The organism is Phaeobacter sp. JH20_02, from assembly GCF_048056915.1.
GTDB classification, from domain to species: domain Bacteria; phylum Pseudomonadota; class Alphaproteobacteria; order Rhodobacterales; family Rhodobacteraceae; genus Phaeobacter; species Phaeobacter bryozoorum.
Window position 1 is genome coordinate 303,111 of record NZ_JAYMVP010000028.1, and the last position, 23,362, is coordinate 326,472.

The 23,362-nt window shown below is 61.1% G+C and carries 24 protein-coding genes and 1 tRNA gene; 20 read left to right on the plus strand and 5 right to left on the minus strand.

Annotated features, from left to right (window positions below; genetic code table 11):
• Positions 1-14 precede the first annotated feature (14 nt).
• The 8 genes from VWY34_RS15530 to VWY34_RS15565 all read left to right on the plus strand — a co-directional run bounded on the left by VWY34_RS15530 (position 15) and on the right by VWY34_RS15565 (position 4,286).
• Positions 15-1,028, plus strand: a complete 1,014-nt coding sequence (locus tag VWY34_RS15530; RefSeq protein WP_416558594.1) for a hypothetical protein — start codon at positions 15-17, stop codon at positions 1,026-1,028.
• 56 nt (positions 1,029-1,084) lie between these two features.
• Entirely contained in the window at positions 1,085-1,324 is a 240-nt protein-coding gene (locus VWY34_RS15535; protein ID WP_416558595.1) for a hypothetical protein, read from the plus strand.
• Positions 1,321-1,968, plus strand: a complete 648-nt coding sequence (locus VWY34_RS15540; RefSeq protein ID WP_416558596.1) for an HNH endonuclease signature motif containing protein — start codon at positions 1,321-1,323, stop codon at positions 1,966-1,968. Before VWY34_RS15535 ends, VWY34_RS15540 begins: the two co-directional genes overlap by 4 nt.
• Complete coding sequence (locus tag VWY34_RS15545) at positions 1,961-2,380, plus strand: hypothetical protein (RefSeq protein ID WP_416547647.1); 420 nt, start codon at positions 1,961-1,963, stop codon at positions 2,378-2,380. Before VWY34_RS15540 ends, VWY34_RS15545 begins: the two co-directional genes overlap by 8 nt.
• 530 nt (positions 2,381-2,910) lie before the next feature.
• Complete coding sequence (locus VWY34_RS15550) at positions 2,911-3,420, plus strand: hypothetical protein (RefSeq protein ID WP_416547649.1); 510 nt, start codon at positions 2,911-2,913, stop codon at positions 3,418-3,420.
• 2 nt (positions 3,421-3,422) lie between these two features.
• Entirely contained in the window at positions 3,423-3,734 is a 312-nt protein-coding gene (locus tag VWY34_RS15555; RefSeq protein WP_416551677.1) for a hypothetical protein, read from the plus strand.
• Positions 3,734-3,907, plus strand: a complete 174-nt coding sequence (locus VWY34_RS15560) for a hypothetical protein (RefSeq protein WP_416551679.1) — start codon at positions 3,734-3,736, stop codon at positions 3,905-3,907. Before VWY34_RS15555 ends, VWY34_RS15560 begins: the two co-directional genes overlap by 1 nt.
• 172 nt (positions 3,908-4,079) lie before the next feature.
• Positions 4,080-4,286 carry a hypothetical protein gene (locus VWY34_RS15565; RefSeq protein ID WP_416537056.1) on the plus strand — a complete coding sequence of 69 codons (207 nt, stop codon included), beginning with the start codon at positions 4,080-4,082 and terminating at the stop codon, positions 4,284-4,286.
• Between the two features lie 67 nt (positions 4,287-4,353).
• On the opposite strand, the gene VWY34_RS15570 is transcribed toward VWY34_RS15565, so the two are convergent.
• Positions 4,354-4,438 (minus strand) — tRNA-Leu (locus VWY34_RS15570).
• A gap of 112 nt (positions 4,439-4,550) precedes the next feature.
• On the minus strand, positions 4,551-6,251 hold the full coding sequence (locus VWY34_RS15575; protein WP_416546101.1) for an NAD(P)H-hydrate dehydratase: 1,701 nt from the start codon (positions 6,249-6,251) through the stop codon (positions 4,551-4,553).
• Between the two features lie 195 nt (positions 6,252-6,446).
• On the opposite strand from VWY34_RS15575, the gene VWY34_RS15580 reads away from it, so the two are divergent.
• From VWY34_RS15580 to VWY34_RS15595, 4 genes are all read left to right on the plus strand, one after another.
• Entirely contained in the window at positions 6,447-6,785 is a 339-nt protein-coding gene (locus VWY34_RS15580) for a P-II family nitrogen regulator (protein ID WP_014874894.1), read from the plus strand.
• Positions 6,786-6,877: 92 nt separating this feature from the next.
• The gene (gene glnA, locus VWY34_RS15585; protein ID WP_340545814.1) at positions 6,878-8,284 is read left to right on the plus strand and encodes a type I glutamate--ammonia ligase; all 1,407 of its coding nucleotides are present in this window, start codon (positions 6,878-6,880) and stop codon (positions 8,282-8,284) included.
• A gap of 206 nt (positions 8,285-8,490) precedes the next feature.
• Complete coding sequence (locus VWY34_RS15590) at positions 8,491-8,661, plus strand: hypothetical protein (RefSeq protein ID WP_416538911.1); 171 nt, start codon at positions 8,491-8,493, stop codon at positions 8,659-8,661.
• Between the two features lie 330 nt (positions 8,662-8,991).
• On the plus strand, positions 8,992-9,993 hold the full coding sequence (locus VWY34_RS15595) for a hypothetical protein (protein ID WP_416546103.1): 1,002 nt from the start codon (positions 8,992-8,994) through the stop codon (positions 9,991-9,993).
• A 13-nt stretch (positions 9,994-10,006) separates the two neighbouring features.
• On the opposite strand, the gene VWY34_RS15600 is transcribed toward VWY34_RS15595, so the two are convergent.
• The gene (locus VWY34_RS15600) at positions 10,007-10,780 is read right to left on the minus strand and encodes a heme-dependent oxidative N-demethylase family protein (protein WP_416546105.1); all 774 of its coding nucleotides are present in this window, start codon (positions 10,778-10,780) and stop codon (positions 10,007-10,009) included.
• A 148-nt stretch (positions 10,781-10,928) separates the two neighbouring features.
• Between VWY34_RS15600 and dddP the strand changes: the two genes are divergently transcribed.
• Entirely contained in the window at positions 10,929-12,281 is a 1,353-nt protein-coding gene (gene dddP / locus VWY34_RS15605) for a dimethylsulfonioproprionate lyase DddP (RefSeq protein ID WP_416546107.1), read from the plus strand.
• 90 nt (positions 12,282-12,371) lie between these two features.
• Here the strand turns inward: dddP and VWY34_RS15610 are convergent, their stop codons facing one another.
• Entirely contained in the window at positions 12,372-12,857 is a 486-nt protein-coding gene (locus VWY34_RS15610; RefSeq protein ID WP_416546476.1) for an NUDIX hydrolase, read from the minus strand.
• Positions 12,858-13,027: 170 nt separating this feature from the next.
• Between VWY34_RS15610 and VWY34_RS15615 the strand changes: the two genes are divergently transcribed.
• From VWY34_RS15615 to VWY34_RS15635, 5 genes are all read left to right on the plus strand, one after another.
• Positions 13,028-14,278, plus strand: a complete 1,251-nt coding sequence (locus VWY34_RS15615) for an alpha/beta fold hydrolase (RefSeq protein WP_416546109.1) — start codon at positions 13,028-13,030, stop codon at positions 14,276-14,278.
• A 255-nt stretch (positions 14,279-14,533) separates the two neighbouring features.
• Positions 14,534-15,838, plus strand: coding sequence for an adenylosuccinate lyase (gene purB, locus VWY34_RS15620; protein ID WP_416546111.1), 1,305 nt, complete (start codon positions 14,534-14,536; stop codon positions 15,836-15,838).
• 168 nt (positions 15,839-16,006) lie between these two features.
• Positions 16,007-16,624 carry a tetratricopeptide repeat protein gene (locus VWY34_RS15625; protein ID WP_416546113.1) on the plus strand — a complete coding sequence of 206 codons (618 nt, stop codon included), beginning with the start codon at positions 16,007-16,009 and terminating at the stop codon, positions 16,622-16,624.
• 76 nt (positions 16,625-16,700) lie between these two features.
• Complete coding sequence (locus VWY34_RS15630; RefSeq protein ID WP_416540043.1) at positions 16,701-17,900, plus strand: flagellar motor switch protein FliG; 1,200 nt, start codon at positions 16,701-16,703, stop codon at positions 17,898-17,900.
• 169 nt (positions 17,901-18,069) lie between these two features.
• Positions 18,070-19,005 (plus strand): lysophospholipid acyltransferase family protein, encoded by a 936-nt coding sequence (locus tag VWY34_RS15635; protein ID WP_416534177.1) that lies wholly within the window; start codon positions 18,070-18,072, stop codon positions 19,003-19,005.
• Between the two features lie 89 nt (positions 19,006-19,094).
• Here VWY34_RS15635 and VWY34_RS15640 read toward each other — a convergent pair whose 3' ends face one another.
• Positions 19,095-19,820 (minus strand): DUF1223 domain-containing protein, encoded by a 726-nt coding sequence (locus VWY34_RS15640; protein WP_416546115.1) that lies wholly within the window; start codon positions 19,818-19,820, stop codon positions 19,095-19,097.
• Positions 19,821-20,066: 246 nt separating this feature from the next.
• Between VWY34_RS15640 and acnA the strand changes: the two genes are divergently transcribed.
• Entirely contained in the window at positions 20,067-22,754 is a 2,688-nt protein-coding gene (gene acnA, locus VWY34_RS15645; RefSeq protein WP_340545825.1) for an aconitate hydratase AcnA, read from the plus strand.
• A 314-nt stretch (positions 22,755-23,068) separates the two neighbouring features.
• The gene (locus tag VWY34_RS15650) at positions 23,069-23,329 is read left to right on the plus strand and encodes a putative quinol monooxygenase (RefSeq protein WP_416546478.1); all 261 of its coding nucleotides are present in this window, start codon (positions 23,069-23,071) and stop codon (positions 23,327-23,329) included.
• The last annotated feature ends 33 nt before the right edge of the window (positions 23,330-23,362 follow it).

Here is a 23,362-nt window from a genome sequence, read left to right on the forward strand (position 1 = left end):
GAGCTCGCTCGCCAATGAGAAAGCTGGAAATAAACCTGTACGATTCACACATCGGAATCTGGCAGGAGGACCCCAACGACCCGTCCTTCAAGGAGGAGGTTTACGGCGGCCTTATCCTACTGCTGCGCGATCGAGGCTGGACCGCCCATAAAGATCCGGAGACCAAACGGAACTGGGCGTCTTTGAGCCCAAACACCCGTCAAGCAGCGAAAGGCAATCTGCGCGCGCATATTCAGACTGCTGGGAGATGCGTGGAGCTCGAAATCTGGTCATCAATCGCGCGGCAAGATAACCGCAACGGCCGCCGTTATGACTTCGACAAGTTCAAGAGGATGCCTTTCCTTGATCAAAAAAGCTTCATCCTCGAACGATCAAAGCTCCTTTCTTGGCTGCAGGACAATTTCGTAACTGCCATCAAAGACCGATCCCACGAGCCCAAAAGCGCAGACGAGAAGCTTGCTCAGAAGTACGACGAGTGCACTCACACGGACCCCGAACTCGGGCATCCGAACTGGCATGCCGACTACAATCGCAAGAGCGCCGATGGACGCCTCCTTGAGCATGGGGAGGTAGTTTGGTTCGCAGGCCCGGATGGCCGCCTGCGCCGCGGGCAGGCGTTCTACAATTTGAACAACATGTGGTGGGTCAAGGTATCACCCTACGAACTGACCAACATGGCCTGCTCTAGGCTGTTCTCTAATCAGCCAGACGATCTGCGCCGCAAGCGGAACACAAGAGCACGCCGAGCCAAACTCGAAAGCCTGATCTCTGCTGCAATCGCTCGATCGGACTTCCTACGCGCCCACGAGCTGCATCTGGTCCTGTTCGGCGATCAGCCAGTCTACCGAATTTGGTCTCGGAAGAAAGACGCCTACTACGGTCCGAATTGCTGTGGCTATTCGACCGACGCGAACCGGGCCGGTCGCTATACCTGCGAAGAGGCAGAATCCGAGGTCCGCCGCGTTCCACATGTCCTTTCCCTTGTCACACCAGACGGCCAACACGTCCGTTTTGATAAAGCCGCCTGATTTATTCAGCCGCCACCGCGACCCAGTTGCTGAGTGTCTGAACGGAGAACTACGTCATGAAAAACAAGCTGTCCGACCTGAATAATCACCTCTTTGCCCAGCTTGAACGGCTGTCCGAGGAAAACCTGACCAGCGAGCAGATCGAGGGTGAGGTCAAAAGGACTGAGGCAATCGTATCGCTCTCCGATCAGATCGTAGGCAACGCTGACCTACAGCTGAAAGCCGCGAAACTATTTGCTGAACACGGATACGCCGTTCTGCCCCACCTCCCCCAGCTCGGAAAGTCAGAGGCATGAAAGGTCACGCCATCAAATACACTGCGCAGGAGCTGGCTTGGCTTGAGGCCAACCGGGGAATGGTGATCAGCGAATACCACCGCGCATTCCAGGAGCGCTTCAAACGTCAGGATGTTTCGGCCAACAATTTACACGCCCTGCGGAAACGAAAGGGCTGGAAGACCGGGCGTACTGGACAGTTCCAGGCGGGCCAGAAGCCGCACAATAAAGGCAAGAAGATGCCTTTCAACCCAAACAGTGCGCGCACCCAGTTCAAGAAGGGCAACCTCCCACACAATGCCAACCACCTCGGCCACGAGAGAGTGTCGAAGGATGGGTATGTCGAGATCAGCATCGATGAGCGCAACCCGCACACGGGGTACGAACGCCGTTATGTCCTAAAGCATCGCTATCTTTGGGAGAAAGCCCACGGCCCCGTGCCGGAAGGCATGTGCCTTAAGTGCCGCGATGGCAACAAGACAAACACGGACCCTGAGAACTGGATTCTGATCCCCCGGGCGCTCCTTCCCAGACTAAACGGCGGGAAGTCCGGGAAGCTCCCAAAGTATGACAGGGCAGAGCCTGAACTGCGCCCCACCATCCTCGCGGTCGCCCAGCTCAGCCACGTGGTGAAACAGGTGAAGCCGGGGGAAAACCATGACTGACACAAGCAAAGAGGCGGTGCTGGCGCTGTCAATTCGGTTTCATGACCAAGTATCAAACATTGTTGATGCTTTGGAAGATGAAGGCGACCGGGTTTACTTGGGCAGCACCAACGATGCTGACACGCTGCGCGACATCGCGCAAACCGTGCAGGCGATCCAATGGGAAAAGGATGAGCCGCCCGTTGATTGGCACAAGCGTGTCCAAGAACTCCTATCCGAACGCGACGCCCTCCGCTCCCAGCTACAGGCGGCACAGGAAGTTATCGAGCGGGCAGGCCGTCACGCTGACGCCATCCGTGGGGCGGTCGAAAGCAACCAGGTCGTAGATAAGGACGTGCGCGGGGTCGCGAAAATGATCCGCGATTACTGCCGCGCCGCCCTCAAGTCCACCAGCACTGAGGGGGAAGGGTGATGGTTGATTTCGAACACTTAGAGCCGGGCGACCCGTGCCCTGAAAATGGCTGCTTGGGCACAATGGATGTTGGGCAAGTTGAAGGCTGCTCCTGCCATTTAAGCGCGCCATGCTCCGCATGTGAAAACTCTGGTTTGGTTTGCAGTGAGTGTGGGTTCGACAGCGCTGCGGAGTGGAAGGCCGAAAGAGACGTGGAGCGCGAAACACTCGCTGATGATGAAACCAATCTTCGCGCAGAAACGCGGGGTAAAAGGCGTGACCAATTCACATCGACGCACACGGCGAACGCTTTCAACAGCACCCCGTTCACTGCTTGCTGCGGCATTGCGGCAATCGGAACTGATCGATGCCCGAACTGCGAAGCCTTAATCACGCACCACGACGACGGCTTAAGCGCGCGCCGTCGGGAGGTGGGGCCGGGCAATTGCCTGATGTGCGGGAAATCTCGCGCAAAAGCGCTGCATCTCGGTGGCTGCCGTTGCTGAGCCTGAAACCGTGAAACCGCATAAGGACACAGTAGGAGACCCCCAATGACCAACCTGATTAAAGCAGCGGATGCGCTGGCGGAACAGATGCGGCTTATTGAAGAGGAAGCCAAACGAACAATTGAGTGGGATGAAGAAGACCCGATCAGAATGCTGGACTGGTTCGACACTGAGTGGATCAATTCCCTCACCGCCTACCGCCAAGCCCGTGAAAGCGCGGAGGACGCCGATGTTCATAGACGGCTAAAGGAGATGCTATTTGAGCTAATCGGTAGCGTCCAAAATCCGGTCGAAGATCCTGTAAGGGAGGACGTATGTTACGGAGGCGTTTTGGTTGAAGACGGGAAGAAAGCATACCTCAAACTTGTCTTTGAGGAACCGACAAACGCCGCCCGTGAAAGCGCGGATGGGGTGAAGGTAGCGAGGAAAGCGATGGGGTTAATGCTAGAGGGAATTAGGAAAGGCGGACTTGACACTGAGATGGGCCACCACCTCATTGACGATATTTTTTATCCAGCAATTGACTCGTACATCAAAGCAGCACTGGAGGATTGAGGATGGAAGCACAGGACTTCATCCACCATGCGCGCGCGGAGACAATGCTCAAGGACTTCGCGCGTCTTCGTAAGGCGATCCGCACTGAACACGACATTGAAGCCGCTGAACGCGCTCTGGACGATTGCGAACGTTGGTTTGACTGCATCAACCCCAACCCGAAGACGGCCGACCTGCAAGAGGAAGTGGAGAGGCTGCGGGAGGCCAACGCAATCCTGCGCGCGAAAGTATCCGGTGCTATCTACGTTTGCCCTGAGTGCGATATTGCAGGCTGCAAGCACGTCCGCGCTGCCCTGGCTAAGGAGGACACCTGATGGATCACACCCCCGATATCTACCTAGCAACAGACGAGAGCGCAACAAGTGAACTCCGCTGGTATTGGCCCTCAAAAACGGAACGCCGCCTGCAACAGAAATGGAAAGGCAGGCGAGATCGCGAGCCATTCGAGGAATGGCGGGACGTGCCGAATGTTTCGGAGGACACCTGATGTCGAGAGGAAACCTGTGGTTTTGGGCTGTTATCGGCATGGTCCACACTGCGATTAGTATTGTTGATATCGCCTACCAGTACCGGCGGGGGCAGCTCTGCGAAGCGCCCCCTGAACGCGACATCGTACATCAGATATCCTATGAAAGAGCAGATTGCAGAGGGGGCACATGATGGCAGATCAGATCATCACCGACGAAGTGAAGTATGTGACCGCAACGCAGGCCATCAATTCCCCGCGCTGGCCGTTTGGCCGCGACAAGTTCTATCGCATGGTGCGGCACGGCAAGATCACGCCCAGCACCCCCTTCGAAGGGTCGCGCCCGGTCTATTCCGTGGCCCAGATCGACGGGCTATTTCAGGCCCCCAGCGAACAATAAAGCGGGGGCCAGAGTGGGGGCCAAAACCCTAAAACTGGAAAATTATCCAGCAATATCAAGGGGTGATTGGTGCGGGTGGAGGGACTTGAACCCCCACGCCTTGCGGCGCCAGAACCTAAATCTGGTGCGTCTACCAATTTCGCCACACCCGCATCCTGTCGGTGGTCACAGCCACCGTGAAGCGCTCAATAGCAAAGCTTTTTGACGGATGCAAAAGGGAAAGCGCGGTTCGGGCGCAACTTTTTCACCCGCGCCCTGCCCCGGCTATCCGGTTCGCCCCTCAAGCCTGCGCAACACGCGAGGGATCTGCTCGGGCAGATCCTCGGCAATCAGCCCGGGGCCGAATTCCAGCCCGCATTCGACGTGAATATAGGCGGCGGTCTCGGACGCCTGCATCGGGGAAAACCCGCGCGCCAGCAGCCCGGTGATGAAGCCTGCCAGCACATCGCCCGACCCGGCGGTGGCCAGCCAGGGCGCGGAGCGCTCGTAATGGGCGGAATTGACCGAGCAGCGCCCGTCCGGCGCGGCGATCACCGTATCGGGCCCCTTGAACAGCACCACGCAGCCCGCGCGTCTGGCCGCCTCACGGGTGGCGTCGACTTTGGAATAGGCGGGACCGGAGGTGGCGGGTGCTGCCAGTTTTTCTGCGATATCCGGGAACAGCCGGGCAAACTCGCCGCCATGGGGCGTGATCACGCAGGTGTCGTGCAGGGCCTCAAACAGGACGTCGGGTTTCAGCTCGAACCTTGTGAGCGCATCTGCGTCCAGAACAGTGGCGCGTTTTTCCTTCAGCACCGCCATGACCACCGCCTGGGTGTCGGCCCCGCGCCCCAATCCGGGGCCAAGGCAGACCGCATTGAACCGCTTGTCCTCCAGAAGCTCGCTGACCCCATGCGCGCCGTCGATCTGCCGCAGCATGATCGCCGTCAGCTGACTGGCATTTTCCATCATCGCCGATCGCGGCGAGCCGACGGTCACCAGCCCTGCCCCGATGCGAAGCGCTCCGCGGGCGGCAAGACGCGCGGCACCGGTTCGACCATGTCCGCCGGAGAGGATGAGGGCGTGGCCGTGGGTGTATTTGTGATGACCGCTTCGCTTCGACATTATCTGTGGCGCAACCGAGGTCACGACGCCGCCAGTTGCGGCACCTTGCCCTGTTTTCAGGCCGATGCTTTTTACCACGACCCTGCCTGACTGCTCGGGTCCATCTGCCAGGACATGCGCCAACTTCCGGCTGTGAAAGGTCACCGTGAGATCAGCGCGGATTGCCTCAAATTCCCGTGCCGGTTCCTTACTAAGCAGCAGTTTGCCCGAGTCCGTGCACGCCCCGCTGGGTAGGTCAATTGAGACCACGCGGGGCGCCGGGAAAGCACCCGTTCTGGAGCTTTCTGACAGACGCCACTCGGTTATCTCGGTTAGCCGGCCAAACGAATTGAACGTCTCGACCGGCCGCGTAAGTCCAGTTCCAAACAGCGCATCAACAAGAAGAGTGTTTTCCCGGTGCTTTGCAGGATCCAGTGCAAATGCGCCACTCCCAGTGTCGACATATGGAACGACTGTTCCCAGCTCCCACCACCGCTCATAATTCACCCGCGCATCCGTCGGCAGCTTGTCCGGGTCTCCATAAAGGAACACCTCCACCTCCCAGCCGCGCTGCTTCAACAGTCGCGCCACAACAAAACCGTCGCCGCCATTGTTGCCCGGCCCGCAGAGTACCACGGCACGGTAGGGTCCTTCGGCACCGTTCTTCTGGCCAGAAATATCCCGGGGGGAGGCCGCAGGCCGGGGGGCAGCGCCCCCCATTTGGCTAGCCGCAGGCCCCGCCAGCTCCGGCCATTCCTCGAAAATGGCCTCGACCACGCCCCGCCCTGCCCGCTCCATCAGCTCCAGACCGGTGACCTCGCCAGAGCCGATGGCGGACTGTTCAATGGCGCGCATCTGGGCAGCGGTCAGCAATTCGCTCATTCCTTTGACCTCTCGATTGGGGCAGCAAACGGTGACGCGGATTCAGAACTGCGCATAAAACGGGCGCACTGCCTAATTTTTAGGCACATCCGATGAAATCCTGCGCAGTTTCGCCGCAGCGCTTGCAGCTCTTGTTGTCGCGGCTCAGTAGAAGTGATCTGACCTCTCTCGACAAGGTTGCGAGGAGTCACCCCGATGAAAAAGATCGAAGCCATCATCAAGCCGTTCAAACTCGACGAGGTGAAAGAAGCCTTGCAGGACGTGGGCGTACAGGGTCTTTCGGTGATCGAGGTCAAGGGGTTTGGCCGTCAGAAAGGTCATACCGAGCTCTACCGTGGCGCCGAATATGTCGTCGATTTCCTGCCGAAGGTGAAAATCGAGGTGGTTCTGGACGATGATCAGGTTGATGCCGCCATCGAGGCGATTGTGGCAGCAGCCAAGACCGACAAGATCGGCGACGGCAAAATCTTTGTCTCGCCCGTTGAGCAGGCAATCCGCATCCGCACCGGGGAAACCGGTTCGGACGCGCTCTGAGCCTGACCACATAATACTCGGCTGTCCCTGTCGCCGCGCGGCAGGCCAGCCCGGACACTCTCAAGACAAAAAGATCAGAAGGACCATTGGAAATGAGCGCAGACGCAGTTCTGAAGATGATCAAAGACGAAGATGCCGCCTATGTCGACATCCGTTTCACCGATGTGCGGGGCAAGCTCCAGCACGTGACCGTGGACGTCGACCTGGTGGATGAAGATTTCCTCGAAGAGGGCTTCATGTTCGATGGCTCCTCCATCGCCGGCTGGAAGTCGATCGAAAACTCCGACATGAAACTGATCCTCGACACCAGCTCGGCCTATGTCGATCCGTTCTATGCCGAAAAGACCATCTGCATCCATTGCTCCGTGGTTGAGCCCGATACCGGCGAAGCCTACCCCCGCGATCCGCGCGGCACCGCGCAGAAGGCAGAGGCCTATCTGAAATCCTCCGGCATCGGCGATGTGGCCTATATGGGCCCCGAGGCAGAATTCTTCCTGTTCGATGATGTGCGCTTCTCCAACACCATCAACAAAGTCTCCTTCGAGGTCGACGCCACCGACGCCTCCTGGAACACCGATACCGAATATGAAATGGGCAACATGGGCCACCGTCCGGGTCTGAAGGGCGGCTATTTCCCGGTGAACCCAATCGACGAAGCCCAGGACCTGCGCTCCGAAATGCTCTCGACCATGAAGCGTCTTGGCATGAAGGTGGACAAGCACCATCACGAGGTGGCCTCGTGCCAGCACGAGCTGGGCCTGATCTTTGACAGCCTGACCAAACAGGCCGACGAGCTGCAGAAATACAAATATGTGATCCACAACGTGGCACATGCCTACGGTAAATCCGCAACCTTCATGCCGAAGCCGATCTATGGCGACAACGGCACCGGCATGCATGTGAACATGTCGATCTGGAAGGACGGCAAGCCGCTGTTCGCGGGCGACAAATATGCCGATCTCAGCCAGGAAGCGCTGTATTTCATTGGTGGCATCCTGAAGCACGCCAAGACCCTGAACGCGTTCACCAACCCCTCGACCAACTCCTACAAGCGCCTGATCCCCGGCTTTGAGGCCCCGGTTCTGCGCGCCTATTCCGCCCGCAACCGCTCCGGCTGCGTGCGGATCCCATGGACCGAGAGCCCGAAGGCCAAGCGCGTCGAAGCCCGTTTCCCAGATCCGGCCGCAAACCCCTACCTGGCCTTCTCCGCCCTGCTGATGGCCGGCCTTGACGGGATCAAGAACAAGATTGATCCGGGCGAAGCCATGGACAAGAACCTCTACGACCTGCCCGCAGAAGAGCTGGCCGGCATCCCCACCGTCTGCGGCAGCCTGCGCGAAGCGCTGGAATCGCTGGCGGCCGACCATGACTTCCTGTTGCAGGGCGACGTGTTCACCAAGGACCAGATCGAAGGCTATATCGCCCTCAAGATGGAAGAGGTGGAAACCTACGAACACACCCCGCATCCGGTGGAATACGGCATGTACTACAGCTGCTGATCCCCGATCACGCAGGCTGACTGGGCGCTCCCTTCGGGGGGCGCCTTTTTCATATGCGCCGCAGCAGCTCAGCTCGCCGTCGTCCTCGTCAGATGTGGGTGGCTGCGACATATGATCATGGCGCTCCGCCGACGCGATATTGCGTGCAGGCCCAACGGGGCGACTTTTGATTTGACATCCCCCCGCCGCTCGGTCTCCATCGCCGCATGATCCTTGCTGTTCTACTGCCCATCGCCATGCCGATCGTGGCGCTCATCTGCCTTTTTGCGGCCTACCGGCCAAATCGCATCTCACGCGCGCTGCTGGCGGCGACGGGCTGGGCTTTGCTCGCGCTGACCGGGTGGTATGTTGCCCGTTTCATACTTGGCCTTGCTTAGCGGCGGCCCGCGTCATACCGGATTCCGGCCACCCCCGCCGCTGACACGCTCCCCTTACGTCAACTGATCGGAAACACTGCGAGTGATTGGCGGCGATTGGCAATCGCTGCGGCATCAATGTGACCATTCCCCGCCCATGTTTCGCCCCATTCGTCGCGTGACAGCAGGTCGACTGGCAATAAATATCAACATTTTCAAAATGATAGCTAGAGTCATCGACGCATTCAAATAACCTAAGGATTATTTTACCAATCGCCTGTCGCCGCCTCACTTTCCACCATTTCAAATTTTAACTTAATTGTTGAAACATCTGAGCGGAGGATCCCGACGGTGACACAGTCAGTTCAGTACAAAGGCAAGCTCGGCTTTGAGGCCCGACACCCGGAGGCCTTGTCCAGCAGCTCGGCCTCGGTGGTCGATACGCTGGAGGAATATGGTCACGCCGTGCGGCAGTTCCGATCCCGCAGCCCCAATCTGATCCTGCTTGAGTGCGATCATTATCGCATTGAACTGCGCTATCTGCGCCATCCGATCAAGCCGACGCGGGCCAACAGCGCCGATGCGGACTGCACCGAGACGCGGCTGCGCAGCGCGCTGAATGTGACGCTTATCCCGAACCATCCTGACCATTGCGACGCCGAGCTGAGCGAGCTGCTGCTGGCGGTGGTCCTGCGCCGCCTGACAGAAGAGCTTGAGGTGGCGACGGTGGATTGGCTGGACACCCCCGTCACGCTGACCCGGGCGGCCTTTCTTGGTGCGTTTTCGGACGCTGCAGAGGTCGAAACACCCTCCGAGGCGGCTATGCCCACCCCGCTAGACGGGTCAGCAGACGGGACTGCAACCGTACCGCCGGAGGTGTTGCTGACCGTATCACCAGTGACCGCGCCGACAGACGCCGCGGCTGACACCTCCGCCGTTATTGCGCCGCAGATCGCTGCGCCGGACGCGTCGCAATCCGCAGCCGATCCCAAACAACGACCCCAGGGACGGCTGCGCGGCCGGGCCTGTTTCGAGCCGGTCGATGTCACCGCTGCACAGCTTGCCGAACATTGCGCGGCCATGCTCGACTCATCGGAACTCCGCGCCACCGGTCGCCACGCCATCGAGGCGCGTAACAGGGCGCGGGCACGCACCAAGGCCATCCTGCAACATCCGCGGGCTGCCCACTACGACATGGCCCGGATCGGTGGTCTGCTGGCGGCAGTGCCGCCGCGTATGCTCTCGGCGGTGGCCCATATTCTGCACAGCCCGCAGCTGCGCGGCCATCTGCATATCATCTGTGGCGCAACTGCGCTGCTGGCCCTGCAAAGCTCGGCTGCCATCGCCTTCTAGAGCCGCACCCGCTCTAGGCCGATGCAGCCGGTGCCCCCCATTGGGCCAAGACATCCGCACGGGCCAGCACGCTCGTGTGGATGCTGAAAACAACCGCGCGACTGCGCGGCAGCCGCAGAATCGTCTGCCGTTCGCTGCGCAGATACCCGGCGTCATCCGCCGCCGGACGTGGACGATCCCCGCTGACCCGGCGCGGCTGATGCAATGTGGGATCGGCGTACCACAGCGCATTGAACCGCCACATCGGACGGCCCTGCTGGACCCCGTCAAACAGCCGCTGCACCCGCGCCGCAATGCCCGCATCATAGCTGTCGACAGGCGCATGGATGGCGATCAGCGGACGCAGGTATTTCTCCGCCAGGGTCCAGTTCGCCGGGAAGCACAGCACCGCCCCGGTCAGCACATGCTCATCCGCCCCCTGCGGTTTTTCCAAAATGCAGAAATCCTGCTGCGCGATCCGCCCCAGCGTGCCGAGGGGATCCTCCCAGACCAGCTGCACCTGCACCCCGTCAGGCCGGAGCACATGGCCTGGCCGAGACGGCGCAGCCTCCGGGTAGAGCTGCGCCAGAACCGCCTCCAGCAACTCGCAGGCAGCGGGCATCGCCCCCGGCCCGCATTGCAGAACCTCCGCCCGCTGAGTTGTCAGCAGCCGCTCCCGCTCCGTCATCTGCGCGGCGAAGGCGGCATCGAAATAGAGCCAGTCTTCTGGCGCCAGCGGCTGGATGCCGGGCAGCTTGCGCTCTTCCAGGGGATTATACGGCAGGCGGGTTTGCAGAATCTCATTCATGCCACCTTGTAGCAAGCAAAGCCTGCCATTTCATCCGCCAGCTTGCGCATCAGCCTGAAAACGACCGTCCGAACAGTCGTATTTGGCAGCGACACCGGCGCAAGCCCCGCGCCACTTTGGACAGATCTGTCCAGAGATGGAGCCGGAGATGAACGAGCACTACCGCGACACCCGCAAGATTGATCCCACGCGCGGCGCCACCCTTGGCGACAATACGCCCAACGATCAGGACCGGGTCGAGATCGGCCCCACCCAACTGGCCTATCGCGAATGGGCCGCCGCAGGGTTGCAGCTGCCTGATCTTCAGGCGATGCGCCGCTACCGCTGGGAGCGGCTGACCCGGTTCATCAACGATCGCGACTACGGCGGCCTCCTGGTGTTTGACCCGATGAACATCCGCTACGCCACCGACTCCACCAATATGCAGCTGTGGAACACCCATAACCCGTTTCGCGCACTCTTGATCTGCGCTGACGGCTACATGGTGATGTGGGACTACAAACAGGCGCCTTTCCTCAGCGAATTCAACCCGCTGGTGCGCGAACAGCGCGCCGGGGCGGATCTGTTCTACTTTGATCGCGGCGACAAGGTGGATGTGGCGGCGGATGTCTTTGCCAATGAGGTGCGTGAGCTGTTGCGCGCCCACAGCGGCGGCAACAGGCGGATCGCGGTGGACAAGATCATGCTGCACGGGCTGCGCGCGCTCGAAGCACAGGGGCTGGAGGTCTTCCCCGGCGAGGAGCTGACCGAGAAATGCCGCGCAGTGAAAGGCCCCGATGAGATCAGCGCTATGCGCTGCGCCAATCACGCCTGTGAAACAGCTGTCGCCGCGATGGAGCGCTATGCCCGCAGCGCCATCCCCGGCGGTCAGATCAGCGAAGATGACGTCTGGGCAGTGCTGCACGCCGAAAACATCCGCCGGGGTGGCGAATGGATCGAAACCCGGTTGCTGACCTCTGGCCCGCGCACCAACCCGTGGTTTCAGGAATGCGGCGGACGCGTCATCCAGAACAACGAAATCATCAGCTTTGACACCGATCTGGTCGGCTCCTACGGGATCTGTATCGACATCTCGCGCAGCTGGTGGATCGGCGACCGCGCGCCGCCTGCCGATATGATCTATGCGATGCAGCACGGGGTTGAGCACATCCGCAGCAATATGGAGATGCTGAAACCGGGCGTGAATCTGCAGGAGCTGTCGCGCAGCTGCCATCTGCTGGATGCTCAGTTCCAGAAACAGAAATACGGCTGCATGATGCACGGTGTCGGGCTCTGTGATGAATGGCCGCTGGTCGCCTATCCCGATCAAATGGTCGAGGGCGCTTTCGACTATGAGCTCGAGCCGGGCATGGTGCTCTGTGTCGAGGCACTGGTCAGCCCCGAAGGCGGCGATTTCTCGATCAAGCTGGAGGATCAGGTGCTGATTACCGAAACCGGCTATGAGAACCTCACCACCTACCCGTTCGATCCGGCGTTGATGGGCACGGCGGGCGGGAAGTGACCCGCAGGGCGTCGCGCAAAGAGCCTGGGCAGAGCGCCCACTGGCGGGCGCTTCCCCGCTGCGGGAGAGACCGCTGAACCTGAGGCGCCGTCAGGTGCCTCCGCTTTGCCACCGGGCGAGTTTATCTTTCAGGATCAGCACACTGGGCGCGGAACTATATTGCGACAGCTCTGCCAGCGGCACCCAGGCCAGCGCCTTTGATTCCGTAGTGGCCCGGATTTCGCCTGCCTCGGCCCGAAACAGGTAGCGCACATCGTAGTGCAGATGCGCCGCTTCGCGGCCATTGGCCGGGATTTCGTGAATGTCGATGTCGAACACCTGCTCCCCAATACGGCTGATCCGGCTGAGCCCGCTTTCCTCATAGGCCTCTTTCCAGGCGGTGAACCCTGCATCGGCGATGCCGTCGCAATGTCCGCCCAACTGTAACCACCGGTCCAGTTTGGCATGATGGGTGAGCAGCACCGCAGAGAGATCCTGCGACAGCACAAAGGCGGATCCGGTCACATGGCCGATTGCCGGATCCCGTTCAAACGCCCTTGGCTCGCGCGCGCAAAACGTGGTCAGGCGCTGCCACATCTGCCGGTCACGCGCATCCAGCGGGGTGAATGCGCCGATCCCCGCGCAGTGATCCAGGGTCGTATTTGTTGTCAATATCCCTCACCTTCCCGTGACGTCGGGGCCTGATGGCTTGTACCTGCCCGGCTGTCGCCGCACCTTAGGGCGACCCCCAGATAAAGGCCATTCCTATGCCCACCGAACGCATTTCCTTTTCCGGTCACTCCGGTGACCAGCTGGCTGCGCGACTGGATCTACCCGAAGGGCCGATCCTGTCAACGGCGCTGTTTGCGCATTGTTTCACCTGTTCCAAGGACATCCCGGCGGCGCGGCGTATCTCGGCCCGTCTGGCGGCGATGGGAATTGCCGTCCTGCGGTTTGATTTCACCGGTCTGGGTCATTCCGATGGCGAGTTTTCCAATACCAACTTCAGCTCAAATGTCGCCGATCTGGTGGCAGCGGGACAATATCTGGCGGGGCGCGGGCTGGCGCCTGCGCTGCTGATCGGTCATTCGCTGGGCGGCGCTGCGGTGCTGCGCGCCCGTGCAGGCCTGCCGTCGGTGCGTGGCGTGGTGACGCTTGGCGCGCCCTCCGATCCGGCCCATGTGGCGCATCAGTTTGGCGAGGCGCTGGAGCAGATTGAGACCGAAGGTGCGGCCGAGGTCTGCCTTGCCGACCGCCCGTTCCTGATCCGCAAGCAATTCGTCGACGACATCCGCAGCGAGGCGCTGACCAGCGCCGTTGCTGATCTGGATGCCGCGCTTCTGGTGATGCATGCGCCGCTGGATGCCACCGTCAGCATCGACAATGCAGCAGAGCTGTTCATGGCGGCCAGACACCCCAAGAGCTTTGTCACGCTGGACGATGCCGACCACCTGATTTCGCGTCCCCGTGATGCCGAATATGCCGCTGACCTCATCGCCGCCTGGGCCGGGCGCTATATCGACCTGTCGCCGCCTGCTCCGCCCCCCGGTGCCCCCGAAGGCGTGCTGCGCGTCACCGAAGCGGATCCGAACGGCTTTTTGCAGGATATCCAGTCCGGCCCCCGTCATCACACCTACGCCGATGAACCGCTGGCCTATGGCGGCAGCAATCGTGGCATGACACCCTATGGGTTTATCGCCGCCGGTCTCGGCGCCTGTACCTCCATGACCATCCGCATGTATGCCCGGCGCAAGGGCTGGCCGCTGGAAGGCGTCAGCGTCGATGTCTGCCATGACAAGGTCCATGCGCAGGATGCCCTGCCCTCGGGTCCGGCGCAGATCGACCAGTTTACCCGCGTGATCTATCTGACCGGCCCCCTAAGCGCAGATCAACGCGCCAAGCTGATGGATATCGCCGACCGCTGTCCGGTGCATCGCACGCTGGAACATGGCGCCAAGGTGACGACGCGGCTGGATCAGGCGGAGGTTGAGGTGGATCCGGCACATCTGCCGTTCTGACCCTGCGCTGACGGCGGCATTTGTTGGGCGGGCGGATGTCGCCGCTGGCTGCCGGCCCCGTAACGGATGCCGTCTGCCTCCCTATCAGTGGCGCAAAACGCACCGATGCGCCGGATGCGGGACATAAGACAGCTGAAATCGGGCGCTTTCTGTCGCGGGCTGGCTCCGCGCCCTTGCCCTGTGAGGCGCGCTGCTCTAAGACGCGCGGCATCATCCGCTTCCCTTCTGCCCTGCTACAATAAGGTGCTGCTGCCCATGATCCCCCGCTATTCCCGTCCTGAAATGGTTGCCATCTGGTCGCCGGAAACCAAATTCAAGATCTGGTACGAAATCGAGGCACATGCCTGCGAAGCCATGGCGAACCTCGGCGTGATCCCGCGCGAGAACGCCGACGCGGTATGGAAAGCCAAGGACGTGGAATTCGACGTCGCCCGCATCGACGAGATCGAGGCCGTGACCAAACATGACGTCATCGCCTTTCTGACCCATCTGGCCGAACATGTCGGCTCCGAGGAAGCGCGCTTTGTACATCAGGGCATGACATCTTCGGACGTGCTGGACACCTGCCTCAATGTGCAGCTGGTGCGTGCCGCCGACATCCTGCTCGGAGGCGTCGACAAGGTGCTCGCCGCGCTGAAGAAACGCGCGCTGGAGCACAAGGACACTGTGCGCGTCGGCCGCTCCCATGGCATCCACGCCGAGCCGACCACCATGGGTCTGACTTTTGCCCGTTTCTATGCCGAAATGGACCGCAACAAGCAGCGTCTTCAAAATGCCCGCGCCGAAGTCGCCACCGGCGCAATTTCCGGCGCGGTTGGCACCTTTGCCAATATCGACCCCCGTGTTGAAGAACATGTCTGCGAGCAGCTCGGCCTCAGCCCCGAGCCGATCTCCACACAGGTGATCCCGCGCGACCGTCATGCAATGTTCTTTGCCACGCTCGGCGTCATCGCGTCGTCGATCGAGAATATCGCAGTGGAAATCCGCCACATGCAGCGCACCGAGGTGCTGGAAGGCGCCGAATTCTTCTCGATGGGCCAGAAAGGCTCCTCGGCAATGCCGCACAAGAAGAACCCGGTTCTGACCGAAAACCTCACCGGCCTTGCGCGCCTGGTGCGGATGGCGGTGATCCCGGCGATGGAAAACGTGGCGCTGTGGCATGAGCGCGATATCTCGCACTCCTCGGTGGAGCGCGGCATCGGCCCGGATGCGACCGTGACCCTGGATTTTGCGCTCAACCGTCTGGCCGGCGTCATCGACAAGATGCTGGTCTTCCCTGAGAACATGCTGGACAACATGAACAAATTCCCCGGCCTCGTTATGTCGCAGCGGGTGCTGCTGGCGCTGACGCAGGCGGGTGTCAGCCGCGAGGACGCCTATTCCATGGTGCAGCGCAACGCCCTGAAGGTCTGGGAAGATCGTGTTGATTTCCGCGAGCTGCTGCTGGCGGATGCTGATGTGGTTGCCGCCCTTGGCGAAGAGGCGATCAACGAGAAATTCGACATGGGCTATCACACCAAACACGTCGACACGATTTTTGCCCGGGTGTTTGGCGACTAAGCCAACCTGTGATCTCTGTGATTGCACAGGCCGCTCTGCCACACGCAGGGCGGCCTTTTTCGTGCCGCTGCGCTCACTGTCTTGTTATCCCGCCCCTGTGGTCCACCCTCTAAGGTGAAGACACCTCAGGCCGCAGATCCGCGGCGCGCGCGACAAAAGGACAATCCCATGCCTGCCATCCCGACACGAACCGCCCTCTTCGCCCGCTCTCTGCCCGCATCGGTGCTGCGGGCCAGCTGTGCCGCGCTGCCTGCGCTGGCGCTCTCGGCTGCTTTTGCCACCGGCTTTGCAGGCCAGTCATTGGCGGCAGGGAGCGATGACAGCGCCGCGCCAAAGCCCACCAACACCACCAAGACCTGCAAGGGCGCCAAGGTCTGGGACGATCAGAAACAGCGCTGCGTCGCGCCCAAACACTCCTCGCTCGACCCGGATGAAATGTATGACGCCGTGCGCGAACTCGCCTATGCCGGGCGCTATGGCGACGCGCAGGCGGTGCTGGCGGCGATGCCTGACCAGATGGATAGCCGGGTGCTGACCTATTGGGGCTTTACCTATCGTAAGCAGGGCTATCGGGACCAGGCCATGTCCTATTACACTCGTGCCATTGCGCTGGATCCACAGAACCATCTGGCGCGGTCTTACATGGGGCAAGGGTTTGTAGCTGAAGGAAAATACGGTCTTGCGCTGGAGCAGTGGAAACTGATCCGCGCCGCAGGCGGCAGTGGCAGCTGGGCCGAGGTCTCGCTGCGCGAGGCGCTTTTGTCGGGACAGACGCAAAGCTATTGATTTTCAGCATTTCTTTACGGCTTGCGCCCTAGATTGGAGACAACAGAAAGAGAATCTTTTTGGCTAGGGCTCATAAATGCAGAATGAAAATGCTTTGGCGCTTCCCATGGCGGCCTCCTCAGATGACTTTGGCGATTTCTCCGCCCCGGCTCCGCTTGGCGGGATGGATTTCGGCGGCGATTTCGGCGGCGGCGATATGGGGATGGGCGGCATGGGTGGCGGTGCGCTGGATATGCCCGCAATGGGCGGTGGTATGCCCGCCGCCAAATCCAAACTGAGCGGCAAGGCCAAAGCCGCCATTGTGGTCCGCCTGCTGCTGAACGAAGGGGCCGATATCCCGCTGGAATCGCTGCCGGACGATTTGCAGATCGAATTGACCCAGCAGATGGGCCGCATGGGGCTGATCGACCGCACCACCCTGCATGAGGTGGCCGGGGAATTTGCCGAAATGCTCGACAACGTCGGCCTCTCCTTTCCCAATGGTCTGGCTGGTGCGCTCTCCGCGATGGAGGGCAAGATCAGCCGCCAGACGGCCAGCCGCCTGCGCAAGGAGGCCGGCGTGCGCCAGTTTGGCGACCCGTGGGAGCGTCTGCGCGCCTTGCCGCCAGAGGAGCTGGCGGAGCTGGCTCAGGCCGAAAGCACCGAGGTCGCCGCTGTCCTTCTGTCCAAACTCGACACCACCAAGGCGGCGCAGATGCTGATCCACCTGCCCGGTCCCGTGGCCCGCCGCATCACCTATGCCGTCAGTCAGACCGCCGCCGTGACCCCGGATACAGTGGATCGCATTGGCCTGTCCCTCGCCGCGCAGATCGAGGCGCGGCCCGAGGTCGCCTTTGAAGAGACGCCGGGCCAGCGCATGGGGGCCATCCTGACCCAGGCGGCAGCGGGCAAACGTGACGAGGTGCTGACCGCGCTGGATGAGGAAGACGAGGAATTCGCCGGTGACGTCCGCAAATCGATCTTCACCTATGCTCTGATCTCACAGCGCGTCAGCCCCGTCGATGTGCCCAAGATCGCGCGCGTTCTGGCGCAGCAGGATCTGGTCACCGCCATCGCCTTTGCCACCGACGAGGACGATGTGGAATCCAGCGAATTCATGCTGGCCAATATGTCCAGCCGGATGGCCAACAACATCCGCGAGGAAGTGGCCGAACGGGGCAAGGTCAAGCGCAGCGTTGGAGAAGGTGCCATGGGCACGATCGTCAACGCATTGCGAGAGCTGGTGAATTCCGGCGAGATCGAGCTGCGCGCCACTGACGAGGACGAAGAGGACTGATCTCAGCGCCCGCAACGGCGGCGCGGCCCAGGGCCGCGTCCACCGGATCTGAGCGGACGTATGGCCAAGAGCTGCGTTGCCGATCACGGGGTCGGTTGCTTGTGCCTGTTGGCGCCGCCGTTTATGGTCGCGGCTGATTTTGCTTTCCTCAATTGCAGGCCGACCGGACATGCCCGTTGATCCCTCCACCCTGTCCCCAGGCCGCCGCGCCAGCTACTACGCCAGCAATCTGGCGCTGCGCGCGATCATCGGCGCGCTGGGTCTGATCCCCTATGACAAACGCATTCCGGCGATGGGCTGGGTGATGCGCAAGGCTGCACCGCTGGCCGGGTTTCACAAACGGGTGCGTGACAATCTCGCGCTGACCTGCCCCGAATTGCCGGAGGCGGAGGTGGCGCGTCTCTGCGATGAGGTCAGCGACAATGTCGGGCGCGTGGTGGCGGAACTCTACGCCGGGCAACCGTTTCTGGAGCGCGCCTGGGCGGCGCCGGTCTCCGGCCCCGGTCTGGCGGCGCTGGAACGCGCCCGCGCCGAAGGGCGTCCGGTCATTCTGGTCACCGGCCATTTCGGCAATTACGACGCCGCGCGCGCCAATCTGATCAAGCGCGGCTTTGCCATGGGGGCGCTCTATCGTCGGATGGCCAATCCCTATTTCAACGACCACTATGTGCGCGCCATTGAAAAGACCGGCAAACCGATGTTTGAACAGGGCAAACGCGGCATGATGGAGATGGTTCGCCACCTGAAACAGGGGGGCATCATTGCCATCGTGGCGGATCTGCATGCCCATGGCGGGGTCAATATCGACTTCTTCGGCGAACCCGCCGTGACCTCCATCGTGCCAGCCGAACTGGCGCTGAAATACAAGGCTGCGATGATCCCGGTCTACGCCATTCGCCAGCCCAACGGGCTGGATTTCGAGATCATCGTGCAGGAAGAAATCGCCCCATCGGATCCTGTCACCATGACCACCACCGTCTGCAAACGGCTGGAGGAACTGGTGCGGCAACATATGGGGCAATGGTTCTGGATCCACCGGCGGTGGAAACCCTATGTGCCGATCCCGAAACCCACACCGGCAGACCGGAAACCGGACGCGACCTGAGCCTGCCCGGGGTGCTGCGGTGTGCGGTCTTCGTCTGGCCTGGCTCAGGTTTGCCCGGCCCACTTCAGCCTGTCTCAGTTCAACCTGTCTCAGTTCAGCCTGGCTGCGGCCAGGATCGCACCATAGGGCGCCTGCTGTACCAGCAGCGCGGCCGGGCGGGCATCGGTCAGCGTCACAGTCAGCTCCAGCGTGCCCTGCCCGTCCCAATCCGCCACGCGGTCGATCTGTTCGACGACATTGGCGTAATCCAACCGACGGCCCGCCAGCTCCCCGCGTGAGATATCCACGGTTTTCAGCGGCGCATAACGCACCAGCTGCACCGAGATCGGCCCGGACAGAACCGGCGCGGTATCCGCCCGGCGCAACGCGACAGCGATGCCATCAGCGGCGCTGCCATCAATGCGGATCGACACCTGGCTGGGCCGGGTCTGATGGCTGGCGATAACCTCGGTCAGCTCCATCGCATTGGCGCCGACAACATCGTCCTGACCATTGACGATCATCTGCGGGGTATAGACCATCTGGCGCCCGCCGACGTGGGCGTATCCTTTCTGGCGGCGGGTGTGGGCGGGATCGGCGAACTGATCTTTCCAGCCGATATAATCCCAGTAATCCACATGCAGCGCCAACGGCAGCACATCAGGCCGCGCCGTCAGCTGCCGCAGCAGCGCATCAGCAGGCGGACAGGAGGAGCACCCCTGCGAGGTGAACAGCTCCACCACCACCAAATCGGTGGCCGCGCCAGCGCTCTGCGCGGCAGCCCCGGTTGGCAGCGTCATCCACACGGCCAGAAAAAGCGATGCGACCCATTTCATACAAGATACCCTTTTTGCTCTGGCTTATGGATCTAGCGGGCTGAGCCTGAAATGACCAATCAATCATTCTTGAGACGCCCGTGCGCGGTGCTGTTTAGGGTGAAAATTCCACCTTGGCGCAAATTTTGTGTACTATTGCATACAAAAATGCTGCCTGCGGCGTTTCAGCTATTGAATGCACGCCCGACCTGTTGCAGATAGCCGGTAGCGAATTCCCTGTTTTCACATCCCAGAGGGAGGCCAAACATGCCTATCACCGTCGGACAGGACAATGCCAAGACGCGCCGCAAACTGAGCGCGGGTGGCAAGTCGATCTCCTATTACTCGATCCCCGCCGCAACCGAAGCCGGTCTTGGCGATTTTGCCAAGCTGCCTGCCGCGCTGAAAGTGGTGCTGGAAAACATGCTGCGGTTTGAGGACGGCGGCTTCTCCGTCTCCACTGACGATATCAAGGCCTTTGCCGAATGGGGCGCCAATGGCGGCAAGAACCCCCGCGAAATCGCCTATCGTCCGGCCCGCGTGCTGATGCAGGATTTCACCGGCGTTCCCGCCGTTGTGGACCTTGCCGCGATGCGCGACGGTATCAAGGCGCTGGGTGGCGACGCCCAGAAGATCAACCCGCTGAACCCGGTTGATCTGGTCATCGACCACTCGGTCATGATCGACGAGTTCGGCAACCCGCGCGCGTTCCAGATGAACGTCGACCGCGAATACGAACGCAACATGGAGCGTTACCAGTTCCTGAAATGGGGTCAGGGCGCGTTCAACAACTTCCGCGTTGTGCCCCCGGGCACCGGCATCTGCCACCAGGTGAACCTGGAATATCTCGCCCAGACCATCTGGTCCGATGAGGATCAGAACGGTGAGATGGTCGCCTACCCCGATACGCTGGTTGGTACCGACAGCCACACCACCATGGTCAACGGCGCGGCCGTTCTGGGCTGGGGTGTTGGCGGTATCGAGGCCGAAGCCGCGATGCTGGGTCAGCCGATTTCCATGCTGATCCCCGAGGTCATCGGCTTTGAGCTGACCGGCGCCATGGTCGAAGGCACCACCGGCACCGACCTCGTACTGAAGGTTGTGGAAATGCTGCGCGCCAAGGGCGTGGTTGGCAAATTCGTGGAATTCTACGGCACCGGTCTTGATACGCTGCCGCTGGCGGACCGCGCCACCATCGCGAATATGGCGCCGGAATATGGCGCCACCTGTGGCTTCTTCCCGATCGACGAAGAAACCATCCGCTACCTGCGCAACACCGGCCGCGACGAAGACCGTATCGCGCTGGTCGAAGCCTACGCCAAGGAAAACGGCTTCTGGCGTGATGCGGATTATGCCCCGATCTACACCGACACGCTGAGCCTCGACATGGGCACCATCGTGCCTGCGATCTCCGGCCCGAAACGCCCGCAGGACTATGTCGCCCTGACCGGCGCCAAGGCGGCGTTCCAGAAGGAAATGGAAGAGACCTTCAAGCGTCCCATGGGCAAGGAAGTCGCCGTCAAGGGCGAGGACTACACCATGGAAAGCGGCAAGGTCGTGATCGCCTCGATCACCTCCTGCACCAACACCTCGAACCCCTATGTGATGATCGGCGCGGGCCTCGTGGCGCGCAAGGCCGCTGCCCTCGGCCTGGATCGCAAGCCCTGGGTCAAGACCTCGCTGGCACCGGGCTCGCAGGTTGTGTCCGCCTATCTGGAGGCCGCAGGCCTGCAGGAAGATCTGGACAAGATCGGCTTTAACCTCGTGGGCTATGGCTGCACCACCTGTATCGGCAACTCCGGTCCGATCCAGCAGGAGCTGTCCGATGCCATCGCCGAAGGTGATCTGGTGGCGACCTCGGTTCTGTCCGGCAACCGCAACTTCGAAGGCCGTATCAGCCCCGATGTGCGCGCCAACTATCTGGCCTCGCCGCCGCTGGTTGTTGCCTATGCGCTGGCGGGCACCATGGACATTGATCTGGCGTCAGATCCGATTGCCCAGGACAAGGACGGCAAGGATGTCTACCTGAAGGACATCTGGCCGAGCCAGAAGGAAATCGCCGATCTGGTCGAAGCAACCGTGACCCGCGAAGCCTTCCTGTCGAAATACGCCGATGTGTTCAAAGGCGACGAGAAATGGCAGGCGGTGGACACCACCGACGCCGAGACCTACGACTGGCCGGCAAGCTCCACCTATATCCAGAACCCGCCCTACTTCCAGGGTATGGGCTCTGAGCCGGGTACCATCTCCAACATCAAGGACGCAAAAACGCTCTTGATCCTCGGCGATATGGTCACCACCGACCACATCTCCCCGGCGGGCTCTTTCGCGACCACCACCCCGGCTGGCCAGTATCTGCTGGACCGTCAGGTGCAGCCGCGTGAGTTCAACTCCTACGGCTCGCGTCGTGGCAACCACGAGATCATGATGCGCGGCACATTTGCCAACATCCGCATCAAAAACGAGATGCTCGACGGTGTCGAAGGTGGCTATACCAAAGGCCCCGATGGCGAACAGACCTCGGTCTACGAGGCCTCCATGGCCTATCAGGAACAGGGTACCCCGCTGGTTGTCTTCGGCGGCGAACAATATGGTGCGGGCTCCTCGCGCGACTGGGCGGCCAAGGGCACGGCCCTGCTGGGCGTCAAGGCGGTCATCGCCGAGAGCTTCGAACGTATCCACCGCTCCAACCTGGTTGGCATGGGCGTGATCCCGTTTGAGTTCACCGGCGGCGACACGCGCAAGACGCTGAAGCTCACCGGCGATGAGACGGTCTCGATCCACGGTCTGGACACCATCAAGCCGCAGCAGGAAGTTCCTTGCGACATCACTTACGGCGATGGCACCACCAAGACCATCACCCTGAAGTGCCGCATCGATACCGCGCCCGAGATCGAGTACATCGAACATGGCGGCGTGCTGCATTACGTGCTGCGCAACCTCGCCAAATCCTAAGGCAGGCGCAGGTCACAGCATCTGAGCGATCAACGCGGGTGCCCTTCGGGGCACCCGTTTTTGTTTTCAACACGATGAATTCAGGCATAAACTCGCGGGACCAATCGGAATCATCGCATCAAGATGCCGTTACGTAAACTTCGAACTGGACGGCGGGCTGCCGGCCCGTCTAGGATTTATCAACAGATCTAGCAGCCGCGTAACGACGGCACTGCCAGATGCAACAGGTTGTGCTCAGCCGCCCCCAAGACGCACTAAACTCAGACGGATGCCCAGTGAACGACACTCCTTAAAAAGAAGCTATCATTGTCACCATCACGGCGATCCCCGACCTCTACGACGAGCTGGTCGCGGCGCTGCAAAAACTGATGCCGGAAACCCGTCGTTTTCAGGGCTGTATCCAGGCCCATCTCCTGCTGGCACCAGAGCGCGGCGAGGTGGTCATTTTCCAGATCTGGGAGAACAGCGAGGTCCAGAGCGCCTATCTCACCTGGCGGGCAGACCGCGGTGATTTTGATCGGCTGGCAGAGTTCATACAGGACGAACAGATCTTCCGAACCTATGAGCTCGGCTAGGATCGGATCCTGCTTGCCCCGCAAGGCCTGCGC

Excerpts from the sequence above, each read along its gene's own strand:
- VWY34_RS15530 (WP_416558594.1), top strand. The coding sequence starts at position 15 with ATGAGAAAGCTGGAAATAAACCTGTACGATTCACACATCGGAATCTGG.
- VWY34_RS15535 (WP_416558595.1), top strand. The coding sequence starts at position 1,085 with ATGAAAAACAAGCTGTCCGACCTGAATAATCACCTCTTTGCCCAGCTT.
- VWY34_RS15540 (WP_416558596.1), top strand. The coding sequence starts at position 1,321 with ATGAAAGGTCACGCCATCAAATACACTGCGCAGGAGCTGGCTTGGCTT.
- VWY34_RS15545 (WP_416547647.1), top strand. The coding sequence starts at position 1,961 with ATGACTGACACAAGCAAAGAGGCGGTGCTGGCGCTGTCAATTCGGTTT.
- VWY34_RS15550 (WP_416547649.1), top strand. The coding sequence starts at position 2,911 with ATGACCAACCTGATTAAAGCAGCGGATGCGCTGGCGGAACAGATGCGG.
- VWY34_RS15555 (WP_416551677.1), top strand. The coding sequence starts at position 3,423 with ATGGAAGCACAGGACTTCATCCACCATGCGCGCGCGGAGACAATGCTC.
- VWY34_RS15560 (WP_416551679.1), top strand. The coding sequence starts at position 3,734 with ATGGATCACACCCCCGATATCTACCTAGCAACAGACGAGAGCGCAACA.
- VWY34_RS15565 (WP_416537056.1), top strand. The coding sequence starts at position 4,080 with ATGGCAGATCAGATCATCACCGACGAAGTGAAGTATGTGACCGCAACG.
- VWY34_RS15575 (WP_416546101.1), bottom strand. The coding sequence starts at position 6,251 with ATGAGCGAATTGCTGACCGCTGCCCAGATGCGCGCCATTGAACAGTCC.
- VWY34_RS15580 (WP_014874894.1), top strand. The coding sequence starts at position 6,447 with ATGAAAAAGATCGAAGCCATCATCAAGCCGTTCAAACTCGACGAGGTG.
- glnA (WP_340545814.1), top strand. The coding sequence starts at position 6,878 with ATGAGCGCAGACGCAGTTCTGAAGATGATCAAAGACGAAGATGCCGCC.
- VWY34_RS15590 (WP_416538911.1), top strand. The coding sequence starts at position 8,491 with ATGATCCTTGCTGTTCTACTGCCCATCGCCATGCCGATCGTGGCGCTC.
- VWY34_RS15600 (WP_416546105.1), bottom strand. The coding sequence starts at position 10,780 with ATGAATGAGATTCTGCAAACCCGCCTGCCGTATAATCCCCTGGAAGAG.
- dddP (WP_416546107.1), top strand. The coding sequence starts at position 10,929 with ATGAACGAGCACTACCGCGACACCCGCAAGATTGATCCCACGCGCGGC.
- VWY34_RS15610 (WP_416546476.1), bottom strand. The coding sequence starts at position 12,857 with ATGTGGCAGCGCCTGACCACGTTTTGCGCGCGCGAGCCAAGGGCGTTT.
- VWY34_RS15615 (WP_416546109.1), top strand. The coding sequence starts at position 13,028 with ATGCCCACCGAACGCATTTCCTTTTCCGGTCACTCCGGTGACCAGCTG.
- purB (WP_416546111.1), top strand. The coding sequence starts at position 14,534 with ATGATCCCCCGCTATTCCCGTCCTGAAATGGTTGCCATCTGGTCGCCG.
- VWY34_RS15625 (WP_416546113.1), top strand. The coding sequence starts at position 16,007 with ATGCCTGCCATCCCGACACGAACCGCCCTCTTCGCCCGCTCTCTGCCC.
- VWY34_RS15630 (WP_416540043.1), top strand. The coding sequence starts at position 16,701 with ATGCAGAATGAAAATGCTTTGGCGCTTCCCATGGCGGCCTCCTCAGAT.
- VWY34_RS15635 (WP_416534177.1), top strand. The coding sequence starts at position 18,070 with ATGCCCGTTGATCCCTCCACCCTGTCCCCAGGCCGCCGCGCCAGCTAC.
- VWY34_RS15640 (WP_416546115.1), bottom strand. The coding sequence starts at position 19,820 with ATGAAATGGGTCGCATCGCTTTTTCTGGCCGTGTGGATGACGCTGCCA.
- acnA (WP_340545825.1), top strand. The coding sequence starts at position 20,067 with ATGCCTATCACCGTCGGACAGGACAATGCCAAGACGCGCCGCAAACTG.